Source organism: Pontibacter rufus (genome assembly GCF_015694705.1).
GTDB lineage: Bacteria > Bacteroidota > Bacteroidia > Cytophagales > Hymenobacteraceae > Pontibacter > Pontibacter rufus.
In genome coordinates, this window is the sequence record NZ_JADQDR010000003.1 from 239,391 (window position 1) to 252,962 (window position 13,572).

The window sequence follows — 13,572 nt, forward strand, 5'->3', positions numbered from 1 at the left end:
TTACATGTTTACCGGCTGATAATTATTATGCCTCATTGCTAAAGTTCAAAGGCTTATACGCCATGAAGTATGTCCGTTTTGAAATCTATGAATCCTACTCATCCAAAAACCACAAAAATCCTGGTCCGGAATCAGCCGGTAAACCCGGAGGAACGGCCGCACGAACCGGGCGTTTATACCTGCGCCAGCTGTGGCCATGTTTTATTTGAAGCAGATAAGAAGTTTGATGTGGGCTCCGGCTTTCCGAGTTTCTGGCAACATGCCGGAGAGAGCGTCCGACAAAACCACCTGGATACATATGGGAGAGACCGGATACAACTGCTGTGCAACCGCTGCAGCCAGCACCTGGGCCACCTGTTTGAAGATAAAAGAACACCGACCGGCCTGCGGTACTGCATCAATGCCAATGCGCTGCAGTTTAAAGCAGAGGAGTAGAGAAGGCGCCTGCCTTGGGCAATAAGGGCAACAAGTATAAACCTGGCATCTTCCGCCAAGCAGCATATATTTCTTCCGCAGCTTTGTTTCCGGCGATACCAGCCCGCACATCTTAAAGTATAACTTTATACCTGCCGCTGCGGTAAAACACCTTTATACTTCACTATTCCTACTAAAAAGATGCGCCGTCCTTCTTTTTTCAGCACCCGCTACAAGAGCTTTAAGTATGCATTTAAAGGTATAAGTGCCGTTTTCCGATCAGAGCCCAACATGCACCTGCATGCGTTGGCCAGCATGATAGTGTTTATCATGGCTTTCCGGTTTAAGGTAACACGCAACGAGTGGTGTATTCTTGTTTTTTGTGTGGGCCTGGTCTGGATGGCGGAAATTTTTAACACAGCCATCGAAACGCTCACTAACCTGGTGTCGCCGGAGCTTCACCCGCTGGCAGGCAAAACAAAAGATCTGGCCGCGGGCGCTGTGCTCATGGCCTCTATCACCGCAGCCATTATCGGGCTAATCCTGTTTGTGCCTTATTGGATGCGTTACCTGAACAGTTGAGCCGGTAAGCTTCTTTTACACCTGCGGGTTTACTATATTTACGCCGCTATGGCTACACAAAGGTTATGTTTCGGGGCGTTGCCTGTACTGCTGGTTTGCCTGCTGGCCGCCTGCAGGCCGGGCCTGTCGCCGCAGATACCTGACGGCGCCACAGCCAACGCCCTGGCCGCTCCCTGGCTCAGCCAACTGATACAGCAGCTACAGGAAGACAAACCCGCTAATCCGCCTGCCAAAATCTACCGCTATACTTACCACGACCAGGAAGTATACTACCTCACCAGCCGCTGCTGCGACATACCCGGCAAAGTATACGACATGTATGGCAACGTGCTTTGCGAGCCGGACGGCGGCATTACGGGCAAGGGAGACGGCCGCTGCCCTGATTTTTTTGAGCAGCGCAAGAATGAAACTTTAATTTGGGAAGATAAACGAGAACACTGATTATCATGACTGGAAACGACGTACTAAAAAACCTATCAGAGTATAACATCTGGGCCAACAAAACGATGCTGGATGTGTTTGCCACCTTGCCCGAAGTACCGGGAAATGCACTGCGCCTGCAGAGCCACGCCCTTAATGCGCAGGCCATTTGGATTGCCCGGATTACCGGCACCGATAGCCCGGTGAAAGTATGGCAGGAACACCCGCTGGAAGAACTGGTGGCGCTGCATAATTACGCCTCTTACAAAATCGCTGAACTGGTAGCCGATGCAGACGAGGAAGAGTTTAACCGGCTTATACATTATACCAACAGCCTGGGCCAGCAGTATAGCACCCGCGTGCTCGACATCCTGACGCATGCTTTTAACCACGCCACCTACCACCGCGCACAGGTAGCAACCGACCTCCGCAAATGCGGCCATACCCCACCCAACACCGACTACGTAACCTACGTGCGCGAACTGATGGGACAGGTGTTTTAGGCTGTACAACTAGATAGACAAAAAGGGGCTCTTCGATTTGAAGAGCCCCTTTTCTTTTACAGGGTAAAATTTGAAATTATCCGGTAACTGAAATCAGCAGGAAAGCAGAAACCTATGTTCCTGATAATTTTTTCTTTGGTGCTTTCTATCCTGCCAGACAGTATTTTGTTTCATTCTATTGCAGCGGCAACTCCACTGTGCCCAGATCTTTAATTTCGTCCTGCGATACCGTTACATTCTCCACCGTTTTGTTGTGTACGCTGTCGGCTGCATAGAATTTAACAGTATAGGTGCCTGCTTCCAAACCTTTGATGAGGAAATCGCCATTATCGTTGGCAAAGCCGCCGGTAGTATCGCTGGCAGCCGAAATCACGTAAATGCCGGGCTTATACTCGGCCGGCGACACCTTGCCTTTAATGCCACCTGCAATGGCCTGCGTAATCGTGCGCACCACGGGCTTCAGGTTATACTGCCCATTGCCACGGGCCACCACCGATTTTGCCGCATCAAAGTCCAGCAATACCACGTAGGTGACATCCTCTTTTAAATTGGCATTCAGTTGCAACTTTACGCCGGAAGACTGGCCGGACGGGGTTTTCAGCTCCACCAGAGTGCCATCTTTCAACTTCAGCGTGTTATTCTCACCGAGTATCAGCCTGATTTGGGAGATAGCGCCTGTAGGCAGGTTAGCACTAGCCAGCAGCGTATCGCGGCCATTGGCAAAATCCAGCAGGTTGTATATGCCCGGGTGGATTTCATCCAGGGTTTGCCAGCCGCTCTCATCATCAGAGTCTTCCTTGTGTATCTGCACGGACTGAATGTCCACGTTTACTTCCTCGTAGTCGCCGGGCGAGTCTGTCAGGCGCACCTGCATGGTGGCAGACCCATTGGTATCATTGTCGCTGTCACATGAGCTGAACCATACCAGCCCGCTCATCAAAAAAGTGATAAAATATCTCTTCCTCATATTAATTGTATTAAAATAAAAACTTATAGTTGCAAAACTAAAGAATTCAATCATATAGCCAACCTTTATTGCACTAAAATATAACTATAGCTTAAAAACAAACCCCGCAGAAGCAAAAGCTTTTGCGGGGTTTAGGCGGGTCATGTGGCATAAACACAATCCGTATACTTGCCGGGTAATCAGTTGCCTGCTTTGGTAGTATCAGGTTTGACTGCCGGTTTGGTGATTTGTTTCAGGAAACCACCTACTTTATCTGCTGCTTTCTGTTTCAGCTGCTTTTCGGCCTCCGTGCGCTTCCGCTCCAGTTCCTCACGTGCTTTTTGCTCAACTTCCAGCTTTCTTCTGTTCAGTTCGGCCTGTAGTGTATCTTTGGCCTGCTGCTTCACGTCGTCCAGCTTGTTCTGCACTACTTCCTTCACCATGTCTTTGGCCTGGGCTTTTACAGAACCGCCAGCCAGGCCTATTTTCGGATCAGTCAGCGTGCCGCCAATCTTTAAATTCAGGGTAATGCGGTCGGCGGCCTGCACCTGCTCCTTGCCCAGCAGGCCGGATAAACGCGTGTTTACTTCGCGGCCTATTTTACCTGCCGGCATGTTCAGGGCAGTTACATAATCTATCTGCCCGCCAAGGTTGTTCGCGCCACCTACTGTCATCTCCACATTCCCAATTTTCAGGTCAAATGGTTTGATAACCAGGCTTCCGTTCACCACTTCCGCATCAATCTTCTTGTTTTCGATTACGAAGGTCTTCAGTTCATTGAAATTGGTAAGGCTGCTGATTTTATCTACAATCTTCACATTCCCCAAAGCCGCCCGGATAATGTTTATCACGCCGCTGCCGTCCAGCGTTTTAAATACCGGAATCATGTCCTGGCCCAGTTCGCCCGCAAAATTAAAGTCAGTAGAAAACTTGCCTTCCAGCAGGGCTGCGATAGGAGCAAGGGCCTTTACCGTATTAAAATTGTTAAAAGCCTCTTTAAAGCTGAGGTTGTTGATAGCAAATTTCACATCGAAAAGCGGGCGCAGCAAATCCTGGGTATTATAGCTGCCGCTGGTGGCAAACGTGGCGCCCAGCATGTTAAAGCCTACTTCCTCCAGCTTCGCAATCCTGTCTTTTACCAGCACACGTCCGCCTACGTTGTTTAGCTTAAAATCGGTATAAAGCACCTGTTTGGCGTTAATGTTCAGGGTGACGTCCATGTTTGCCGGTACCTCCACCACACCCTCGGTAGACTGATCTGCCGGCGCGCCTTCATCATCTACCAGCCATTCGTTCACATCGAAGCGGTTGGAGCTGATGTTGAAATTGCCGCGCAGTGCCTGGTTATCGGCCAGGGCATAGCCCAGGTGATTAGAAAGTGTGCCGCTGGCCCGGATGTCGCTTTTGCCCAGGTAGCCGCTCATGTTTTTCAGGTCAATGCGCTCGTTGTTGAACACCGCATCGGCCTGGCTTATTTTTATACCCTGCGGCAAATCTGTGCTTACAAAATTCAGGTTGCTGATGGCCATGGTACCGTTGGCTGTTACGTTGTTATACTTCTCAGCCTCAATGTCGCTTAGCTTTCCCTTAGCAGCTACATCCGCCTTTATCCTGCCCGATACGGTCATACCTTCCTGCGGAAAAATCTTCGTCAGCTTCGTCAGGTCAAGTATACCTTTGATGCGGCCGTCGAAAGCAGGCTTGTCTATGCCGACTATCAGCATGTTACCCGCCAGCGGTTCCCCATCCAGGCTCATGTTAAAGCGCTCTATGTTGATGCGGGTGTCGTCGGTATTGCCGGTGGTGTTGCGCACATTCGTTACCATGTTCAGGCTTTGTATAGGCGCCGGAAAATCCTTTGATTTGATGTACCCGTTGGTCAGGTTGAGGTCGGCATCGATTACCGGCATACTTGTTTCGCTGTACACGCCTTTGGCATCGGCATCTACCTTCAGCAGGCCGCGCAAAGTCAGGTCTTCCACAGGGTATACTTTGGTTAATTCTGCCAGATCTACGTTGGCTTTCACGTTACCGGCTATCTTCATCGGTTCCAACCCTTCTATCAGCACTTTGGCATCCACAGGGTTTTTGCCCAGATCCAGGTGAAATCGCCGCACATCAACAATGGTATTGTTTACAATGCCGTCTTTGTTATCGATGCGCATGTTTACGTTGATGTTGCGGGCGGCCTCCGGCAGATCGGGATACTTGAACATCCCGTCTGCAATCTGCAACTCCGTCCCAAAGCCGGGCATCAGCGTATCGTTGTAGCGCCCTTTGATGTAACCATCGAAGCTCAGTTTGCCGGATGTCTTGATTTCGTCAAATTTATCGGTATACATACCAGGCACCACCGATAGCACACTCTTGAAATCCGCATCGGTTGCTTTAAAAGCCAGGTCGAGGTCAATATCGTCGTGCGGCATCAGGATAGAGCCGTTGAAGGTAAAAGGCAGCGCATTCAGCAGGATTCTGTTGTCCTTAAAAGTATAGAGCGATTTGTCCAGGTCCATCGCCATGGTCACATCGGCATCCAGTGTGGCATTCTCCACGTAGTTTACGCCGTCGTAGGTGATAGTTACGCCATCGGCTGTGGTCTCAGACACCATATCGAATACATCCTGTTCAAAGTCGCCGCTGCCGGTATGGTTTACGTGGTAGCCCGCCATGCCAAAGGGGATGCTCAGATCATCGTAAAAGAGCGTCCCATTATTTACCTCCCAGTGGTTAATAGCCATTTTAAAATCCGAAGCGGCCGTGTCGGCGGGAGCAGCAGTGGTATCCTCCACAAAGATATCCCAGTTGGCTTTGCCGCTTTTGAGCACCACCAGGTGTATCACAGGCTCGTCCAGCGTAATGGAATTTACTTTTAACTCATCGCCGCTGATGACGCTCATCAGGTTGAGGCCCATGTTAAAGGAAGGTATCTGCGCCAGTGTGTCGGTCTGAAAAGAATCTATACCGATTACCGTCAGGTTGTCTATGTCCAGCGACAGGTTCGGGAAGTGGCGCAACAGGGAAACACTTACATCATCGGTTTGATAAAGTACCTTTGCGTTTATACTTTTGGCTAATTCATTGTCGATGGCCTGTTTGATTTTATCTTTGAAAAGAAGCGGCACCAATGCCGCAGCGGCAAAAAGCACCGCCAGAAAGATAAAAAAGCCGATTACTACTTTTTTCATAGAACAGAGTATAATTTTATTCCTGGATCATCATTATTAAAGCTAACGTAAAACGTTGGCAAAAACCGTGCACGAAAAGAATAAGTACGGCCACACGGGCATTCAGGCAGCCGCTGCCATACTTGTTTTTGGCTTGTCCGGATGCTTACGTTAATGTTGGAAGCGCGGCAGTACCCGCAGTTTATACTTTACAGGAGGCTGCGCTAATAAAATGCTCCCGGAAAGTATAACCAGCAGGTATAAATACGTTGATACATGACAACGGCGCCACAAAGATACGCTGCAGAAGCAGAAATTTTAGCCTGCAGCAGGACAGCAGGGATAACTCTGACCCTGACACTCGCGGTGTGCACAACTCCCGCGAGTGTCTGCTCCGCAACAGCGTAGGCCAAACATTATTATACCTGCGTAGTTAAAAAACCTCGCAAACCATTGTTGCAATAGATCTGATTCAGGATTACTCAGGTAGTAAAACCTGGCTTGCCTGAAGTATAAATAAAGTATAAAAACGATAACAGAGAAGCAGAAGCCTGGCAAAAGTACAAGCCTAAGTTCAGTACAACTTTTATACTGCTGGTTTTGCACCTTTTGGCAGGCTCCTTTTATCTGAATGTTAAACTTCATCACCTGCCATTCCGGTTTTAAACCAGTATAAGTATGCGCTTTAAATGGATGACTTTATGCTGTTTGTGCATGTTTGGGAGCCTTTCGGGCATTGCCCAGGACGCCGCATTTACGCAGCAGTACGCCAACCGCTTGTACTTAAATCCTGCTTATGCCGGGCTGAACCACAGTTGGAGCATAACGACGGCGCACCGCAACCAGTGGCCCGCTCTCAACGGCGCCTTTATTACCAACCAAGTGGCTGCCGACTACAGGCTGCCCAACCAGAAAGGCGCCGTAGCAGCCCTGGTGCAGCAGGACAGGGCAGGTATTGGCGGATTACAGAAACTGCAGGCTGCTCTTGCCTATGCCTATCATACCCGCCTGACAGACACCTGGGCCATGGCAGCCGGTTTGCAGGCCGGCATTACCTCGCTCCGCGTTAACTACGACAATCTGGTGTTCGGAGATCAGTTATCAGACAATGGTATGGTGGCCGTAACTTCAGCGGAAGCCAATACTTTTGAGCCGGCACATTATGTGAGCTTTGCGCTTGGCGGCCTGGCTTATACCGATCAGTTCTGGTTTGGGCTGACGGCGGCAAACCTGAACAAACCCGCTTACGGCTTCGGCCAGACAATTAAACTTCCGGTACGTTTTGTGGCCAATACCGGGTATAAATTCTATGCCAGAACTTATCAGAATCAGGGCCGGCTGTTTGAATTAAGCTTTTCGCCGGCCGTAACTTATACCCGGCAGCAAAATTTTAGCCGCACCGACCTTGGTTTGTACACTATTTACACGCCGCTGACGTTAGGATTGATATACAAAGGCGTGCCTGTAACAGGCGGCCCCAACCCCGATCAGGCCCTGGCCGTCGTAATTGGATTAGAACTGGAGCAGTTTAAAGTGGGCTTCAGCCATGATGCAGGTTTAAAGGGCTTTAGCCGGCAGGCGGGAGGCGCCAATGAAATTTCACTGACTTTTGAACGTATTGACTTTAACAATTTGTTTAAAAGCCGATTAGGACGCAAAGATAACGGCAACATTGTTTGTCCGGCATTCTAATTTTAATTATAATTGCGGATTAAATTACCTTACAAGAACCTTATTTAAATCGGGTGCTATTTTATGAGATTTTTCAAGTATGTGTCAGCTGCAGTTGTGGGAGGGCTTTGCCTGACCGCCTGCTCTAAAGGAGGACAACCCACCAGCACAGATCCCGGAGATACAAGTACGGCCACAGGGATTGCCTACAATGAGGATGAAACCTCATTTCAGGTAGCTGATTATGCGCAGTTCCCGCAGGGCCCGGGCCTGGTGTTTATTGAGGGCGGCCGCACCACACTGGGTTCTATGGAAGAGGACGTGGCCATGACACGCGACAACATAGAGCGTACGGTTACGGTAGCCTCTTTTTACATGGATGAAACAGAGGTGGCCAACATCCACTGGCTGGAATACCTGCATTACCTGAAGGCTGATTCGCTGCCGGAAGTATACCAGGCCGCTTTGCCGGACACCACGGTGTGGTCTTCGCAGCTGTCTTTTAACGACCCTTACGAGCAATATTATCTGCGCTACCCGGGCTTCCGTTTTTACCCGGTGGTGGGCGTAAGCTGGCTGCAGGCCAACGATTATTGCATCTGGCGTACCGCTAAAGTAAACGAAAACCTGGCACAGCAGGCCAACGGCGGTGGCGGCGGTGGCTTGTTCGGTAGAAAAAAAGGTGGTGGCGATGCAGCACCCGAAGGCACAAAACCATCTATAGAATCGGGCTACGTATTGCCAAACTACCGCCTGCCCACAGAAGCAGAATGGGAATATGCCGCACAAGCACTGATTGGCACACAGTATACAGACGACGAAAACCAGAACAACAGGAGACTTTACCCCTGGGACGGCCACCAGGTACGCAACCCGTATGGCAAAAATATGGGCCAGTTTATGGCTAACTTTAAGCGTGGCCGTGGCGACTACGCCGGTATTGCCGGCGCCCTGAACGATGGCGCCATGATTACGGACTATATCTACAGCTATCCGCCAAATGACTACGGCTTGTACAACATGGCCGGAAACGTAAACGAGTGGGTGCAGGACATTTACCGTCCGCTTTCGTACCAGGATGTGGAAGACCTGAACCCTTTCCGCCGCAACGACTACCTGGACGAGTCAGAAAATTATGATTCCAGCGAAGGTTTCCATTCTTTGATCAACGACGAGGTGCGCGTATTTAAAGGCGGCTCCTGGAAAGATGTAGCTTACTGGTTGTCTCCGGGTACACGCCGCTTTATGGCACAGGATTCTGCCACCGCCACCATCGGCTTCCGTTGCGCCATGATCAACGCTGGTTCCAACAAATAAAGTATAATATCAAGTATAGCAAAAAGCCCGGAAGCAATTCCGGGCTTTTTTGGTTTAGCAGGAGTTGTAATTTCCGTTTCAAATCTCTACTTTTCTATACTGGCTGTTACGGTTAAGCCATAAAAATAAGGTTAAAGATTGTAAGGGATTACCTGCTCTCTTATGAAGAAATGGAGAGTAGAATAGAAATCCTTTTGGCCTGGGATAGCAGACAAAGCCCTGATAAGCTCACTGATTTACTAAAAGATGAATAAAATCTGGTAGTAAAACACTGCTAGCTTTAAGTATAAGAAGATGCTTTTCACCTCTAATTGGGGCTCTTAGTAACAGTTTATACTTCAGCGATTATTTGCTAGCGTGAGCAGCAATCATTATAGTTGTTATGATAATTATTTCCTTTATTCGCTTATATTGGGTAGCATAGCAGAGATAGTACTCCTGCTATACGATAAGTTGGAGCACATTTGCAATTAAAGAAGGTCAACTATTCTCTATCAAAATTTGTATATTTGAAATATGGGAATGATAGAAATAATAAGAGAAATAAAAAGGCTGCCAATGGACAAGAGACTAAGAATTGTCGAGCAAACATTGAAGTCAATCAGAGAAACCGAAAATAAGAATCAACTTAGAAGGGCAGCTATAGCTTTGTATGGTGATTATGCAACTGACAAAGAACTTACTTCTTTGACCAGCCTTGACTTTGAAGATTTCTATGAAACAAGGTGAAATATGGTTAATTAACTTAGACCCAACAGTTGGTGCTGAAATTAAAAAGACAAGATCAGCCATTGTCGTTAATAACAATGCTTTAGGCAAATTGCCATTAAAAATAATCGTCCCACTAACGGACTGGAAAGATCGGTATGCAATTGCACCGTGGATGGTGAAAATAACACCAGATAAAACAAATAACCTTTCCAAACTATCTGCAGCTGACTGCTTCCAAGTGCGCTCACTATCAGAACTCCGCTTCGCTAAAAAAGTGGGTAAGGTAACCTCAAATCAGTTGGAAGAGATAAAGTCTGGGTTAGCTAAAGTTTTTTCCATAGAAGATTGAAGAGAAACGTGCTCCAACACAGCACATGCTGTATACTCAGCTAAACCTCGTCCACAGCATGTTCCAAAAGTTAGGCTCAAGCTAAAGAATCGCTTTTCTTTTGTAAAAATCGTAATCTGACATTATGATCAATATTTGGGACTTCATTAGCATTGACCGGAAAATCTTAGGCGGACAACCTGTTTTCGAGGGAACCCGGGTTCCGATAGAAACACTTTTCCTGCATTTAGAAAAGGGAGTTCCTCTGGCCGAATTTTTAGAAGATTTTCCAACCGTAAGCAAAGAACAAGCGATTAGAGTGCTAGGAATTGCCGAAAAAATAATGCCTCCTAAAAATATAGAAAAGCTATATGAAACTGCTGCTTGATTAATAAAAGAAAGCCTGAATCTAACTTTTAAGTAACAGATGTAGCCTTCAGAAATCACATAGGACAGTTATTCTTAAAGAAGCCTCAACTTCGTAACTTTGCCGAACTCCAAAGATAAATTTTGAACAACATACCTGTAAAGTATAGTCCGCCCGAACTCAGAACCGTGAACGTAACGCGTTATGTTACGCCCCTGCGCGAAGGAGGGTCCTTACCTGCCATTGTGGAGGCAGACGACGACTTTCTGTACGTACTTAAATTCCGGGGAGCAGGGCAGGGCATCAAAGCGCTGATTGCCGAGCTCATCGGCGGCGAAATTGCCCGCGCGCTTGGGCTGCGGGTGCCGGAAATCGTGCTCATCAACCTCCACGAAGCCTTCGGACGCACAGAGCCTGACGAGGAAATCCAGGATTTGCTGCGGGCGAGCGAAGGCCTTAACCTGGGATTGCATTACCTGTCCGGCGCCATTACGTTTGATGCGCTGGTAAACACGGTGGATGCGAAGCTGGCCTCTCAGGTTGTGTGGTTGGATTGCCTGCTGATGAATGTAGACCGGACACCCCGCAACACCAACATGCTTATCTGGCACAGGGAATTATGGCTGATTGACCATGGCGCGGCCTTATACTTCCATCATTCCTGGCAAAACTGGGAAGAGCAGGCCAAACGGCCGTTCGTGCAGGTAAAAGACCATGTGTTATTGCCCCAGGCTTCCGAACTTGATACAGCAGATGCCGGTTTCCGTGCCATACTTACGCCCGAGCGCATCCGTTCCATTGCTTCGTTAATCCCTGACGAGTGGCTTGTAAACGAGTTTGCCTCGGCCGAGGAGCACCGGCAGGCTTATGTCCGGTTTTTAGAGATTCGCCTGGCCCATTCAGAAATCTTTGTCAAAGAAGCGCAGCATGCAAGAAAAGCACTTATTTGAGTATGCCGTTATCCGCGTGGTACCACGGGTAGAGCGCGAGGAATTTCTGAACGTGGGCGTAATTATGTATTGTGCCGCGCAGGGATTTCTGCAAATAAAGTATAAGCTCGACCAAGAGCGCCTCCGTGCTTTCTCTGCTGAGCTAAACATGCAGGAACTGGTGGAGCGTCTTTGTGCTTTTGAGCGGATTTGCGCAGGCCGCACAATGGGCGGCACTATTGGTCAGTTGCCAGTAGCTTCGCGTTTTCGCTGGCTTACGGCTGCCCGCAGCACCGTAGTACAAACCTCTCCGGTTCATCCGGGTTTGTGTGCAGATGCCCCGCAAACGCTTGCACGGCTTTTTGCGCAACTGGTTCTGTAAGGAGCGGAAGTACCTATTTTGTCATCCTGAAAGGATCTTGTGTATTACCTACTTTTCATTCACAAGATCCTTTCAGGATGACAAAACAACAAAGCCGTACCATTCTTTTAAGCAAAAAGGAGCAGTATACTACCTTTCTGATGCTGTTATGGGAACATGGATGTCCGAAATAGTAGCAAAAGTATATGCTGGATTATCAGCCTAATTATTATTCTTTCCGATATTTTACAGGACCTAGAGCTATGCTGCCGCTATTGTTACCACGCTTACCTCTGCAGCACCTGCCTTTAACAGTTCTACCGCACAGGTTTCTAAAGTAGCGCCTGTTGTCATCACGTCGTCTACTACAAGTATGCGCTTGCCCTGCACCTGCTCCGGCCGCACTACCTGAAATACCTGTTCCACGTTTTGCCAGCGGTCCAGGCGGTTTTTCTTTGTTTGGGTAGCGGTATCCAGCAGGCGCGCCAATGTGTTGCTGCTCCAGGGCACCTTCATGGCTTCGGCCAAACCTTTGGCAAACGTGTCGGACTGGTTATAGCCGCGGCGGCGCAGTTTATACTTGTGCAGTGGCACGGGCACTATCAAATCAAATTGTTGGTTATACTGATGCTCAGAGAGGAGGGAACCGTAACGCTGTCCCAGGTGCGCGCCCAGTTCCTGCGCGCCTTTATACTTGAGCCGGTGCAACAGCCGCTGCACGCGTCCTTTCGGCACAAAGTGTAAATAAGCAAAAGCAAACCGCACCGGCACCTTACCCCAGAACCGGCGCTGCAAAGGGTTCAGCTCCGTAGCACCATGCACATGAAAATCGGTGTAGGGCAGCTTTACGTTGCATTTGGTACAGATATACTTTTCGCCACGTGCCATAGCGCCATCGCAGGCATAGCAACTCTCGGGGAACAGCAGCGCAAGCAGGTCGTTAAACATAGGCCGGGCAATACGGTTTAAGGTATTATAGTTAATTTCGCTTAACTTTATACTTATACTATTTTATAGCTGAAAAAGTAATCCGGATAGCAACAATGAGCTTAGTAGAAGAATTTAACGACTACCGTGTGCGCATGAACGAGCGCATCATGTCTTACGACAATAAAGTAATAAAGCGTTTTTTCAACCTCGACACCAACACCTACATGGAAGGCGCCCTGGACGTGAAAACGAAGGAAATGCTGGGGCTGGTGGCTTCGATGGTGTTGCGTTGCGACGACTGCATCAAGTACCACGTGGGCAAATGCTACGACGAAGGCCTGACCGACGAAGAAATAATGGAGGTATTTTCTATCGCCAACCTGGTAGGCGGCTCCATCGTGATTCCGCATTTCAGAAGAGCCGTGGAATACTGGGAGGAACTGAAAGCGCGCGGAAGTGCAGAGTAAATTTATTGTTGATTGTTGATTCCTGAATGTTGCTTTCTGAAGTGTAAGCACATTTTTGCGAACAATAATCAACAACAAACAAGACAACAGTTAACATGAACCTAGATTTAGAATCCGATAACCTGGAGCATAACTGGACGCAACTGCGGGCGGCACTGATGAAGCAATTCGGCAAAAAGCCGGATATGAACGCAATTCTGTTTTTGATTGGCATACAGGAACTCGGCATCGGCATACGGGAATTTACCAAAGAAGAGAAGCAGGATTTGATGCATATTGCCACCTGCAAAGTATTCAGCCTGTCGGGCTACTATGAATTTACCGGCACCGACGAAGAGGGATGGCCACACTATAAAACTGTCAAATCCATTCCGTTTGCCAACCTGCGCGAACAGGAAAATATGCTTAAATGGCACGTCATCGAGTATTTTAAACAAGTTGAATAAGACGTAAATTTTTTAA

Annotated in this window: 16 protein-coding genes; 13 read left to right on the forward strand and 3 right to left on the reverse strand. The window is 48.4% G+C overall.

Going from position 1 to position 13,572, the window contains the following annotated elements:
• The first annotated feature begins 87 nt into the window (after positions 1–87).
• The 4 genes from I2I11_RS07200 to I2I11_RS07215 all read left to right on the forward strand — a co-directional run bounded on the left by I2I11_RS07200 (position 88) and on the right by I2I11_RS07215 (position 1,919).
• Positions 88–435 carry a peptide-methionine (R)-S-oxide reductase gene (locus I2I11_RS07200; protein WP_196267008.1) on the forward strand — a complete coding sequence of 116 codons (348 nt, stop codon included), beginning with the start codon at positions 88–90 and terminating at the stop codon, positions 433–435.
• Positions 436–615: 180 nt separating this feature from the next.
• Positions 616–996, forward strand: coding sequence for a diacylglycerol kinase family protein (locus tag I2I11_RS07205; protein ID WP_196267009.1), 381 nt, complete (start codon positions 616–618; stop codon positions 994–996).
• 48 nt (positions 997–1,044) lie between these two features.
• Positions 1,045–1,437, forward strand: coding sequence for a DUF6970 domain-containing protein (locus I2I11_RS07210; RefSeq protein WP_196267010.1), 393 nt, complete (start codon positions 1,045–1,047; stop codon positions 1,435–1,437).
• Between the two features lie 5 nt (positions 1,438–1,442).
• The gene (locus I2I11_RS07215; RefSeq protein WP_196267011.1) at positions 1,443–1,919 is read left to right on the forward strand and encodes a DinB family protein; all 477 of its coding nucleotides are present in this window, start codon (positions 1,443–1,445) and stop codon (positions 1,917–1,919) included.
• A gap of 175 nt (positions 1,920–2,094) precedes the next feature.
• On the opposite strand, the gene I2I11_RS07220 is transcribed toward I2I11_RS07215, so the two are convergent.
• Together I2I11_RS07220 and I2I11_RS07225 are read right to left on the reverse strand one after the other, a co-directional pair.
• The gene (locus I2I11_RS07220) at positions 2,095–2,886 is read right to left on the reverse strand and encodes a DUF4382 domain-containing protein (RefSeq protein ID WP_196267012.1); all 792 of its coding nucleotides are present in this window, start codon (positions 2,884–2,886) and stop codon (positions 2,095–2,097) included.
• A gap of 179 nt (positions 2,887–3,065) precedes the next feature.
• Positions 3,066–6,050, reverse strand: a complete 2,985-nt coding sequence (locus I2I11_RS07225) for an AsmA family protein (protein WP_196267013.1) — start codon at positions 6,048–6,050, stop codon at positions 3,066–3,068.
• A 657-nt stretch (positions 6,051–6,707) separates the two neighbouring features.
• Between I2I11_RS07225 and I2I11_RS07230 the strand changes: the two genes are divergently transcribed.
• The 7 genes from I2I11_RS07230 (at position 6,708) to I2I11_RS07260 (ending at position 11,734) form a co-directional block, all read left to right on the forward strand.
• Positions 6,708–7,721: a PorP/SprF family type IX secretion system membrane protein gene (locus I2I11_RS07230; protein ID WP_196267014.1), complete on the forward strand. Its 1,014-nt coding sequence runs from the start codon at positions 6,708–6,710 to the stop codon at positions 7,719–7,721.
• A 63-nt stretch (positions 7,722–7,784) separates the two neighbouring features.
• Positions 7,785–9,017 carry a gliding motility lipoprotein GldJ gene (gene gldJ / locus I2I11_RS07235; RefSeq protein ID WP_196267015.1) on the forward strand — a complete coding sequence of 411 codons (1,233 nt, stop codon included), beginning with the start codon at positions 7,785–7,787 and terminating at the stop codon, positions 9,015–9,017.
• 516 nt (positions 9,018–9,533) lie between these two features.
• Positions 9,534–9,746 carry a hypothetical protein gene (locus I2I11_RS07240; RefSeq protein WP_196267016.1) on the forward strand — a complete coding sequence of 71 codons (213 nt, stop codon included), beginning with the start codon at positions 9,534–9,536 and terminating at the stop codon, positions 9,744–9,746.
• Positions 9,733–10,077, forward strand: a complete 345-nt coding sequence (locus I2I11_RS07245; protein WP_196267017.1) for a type II toxin-antitoxin system PemK/MazF family toxin — start codon at positions 9,733–9,735, stop codon at positions 10,075–10,077. Before I2I11_RS07240 ends, I2I11_RS07245 begins: the two co-directional genes overlap by 14 nt.
• 124 nt (positions 10,078–10,201) lie before the next feature.
• Positions 10,202–10,444, forward strand: a complete 243-nt coding sequence (locus I2I11_RS07250; RefSeq protein WP_196267018.1) for a DUF433 domain-containing protein — start codon at positions 10,202–10,204, stop codon at positions 10,442–10,444.
• A 122-nt stretch (positions 10,445–10,566) separates the two neighbouring features.
• Complete coding sequence (locus I2I11_RS07255) at positions 10,567–11,373, forward strand: HipA family kinase (RefSeq protein WP_230679955.1); 807 nt, start codon at positions 10,567–10,569, stop codon at positions 11,371–11,373.
• Positions 11,351–11,734, forward strand: a complete 384-nt coding sequence (locus tag I2I11_RS07260) for a DUF3037 domain-containing protein (RefSeq protein ID WP_196267019.1) — start codon at positions 11,351–11,353, stop codon at positions 11,732–11,734. Before I2I11_RS07255 ends, I2I11_RS07260 begins: the two co-directional genes overlap by 23 nt.
• Positions 11,735–11,974: 240 nt before the next feature.
• On the opposite strand, the gene I2I11_RS07265 is transcribed toward I2I11_RS07260, so the two are convergent.
• Entirely contained in the window at positions 11,975–12,661 is a 687-nt protein-coding gene (locus I2I11_RS07265) for a ComF family protein (protein WP_230679956.1), read from the reverse strand.
• 95 nt (positions 12,662–12,756) lie between these two features.
• Between I2I11_RS07265 and I2I11_RS07270 the strand changes: the two genes are divergently transcribed.
• Together I2I11_RS07270 and I2I11_RS07275 are read left to right on the forward strand one after the other, a co-directional pair.
• Positions 12,757–13,110: a carboxymuconolactone decarboxylase family protein gene (locus I2I11_RS07270; RefSeq protein ID WP_196267020.1), complete on the forward strand. Its 354-nt coding sequence runs from the start codon at positions 12,757–12,759 to the stop codon at positions 13,108–13,110.
• A gap of 95 nt (positions 13,111–13,205) precedes the next feature.
• Positions 13,206–13,556 (forward strand): hypothetical protein, encoded by a 351-nt coding sequence (locus I2I11_RS07275; RefSeq protein ID WP_196267021.1) that lies wholly within the window; start codon positions 13,206–13,208, stop codon positions 13,554–13,556.
• Positions 13,557–13,572: the final 16 nt, after the last annotated feature.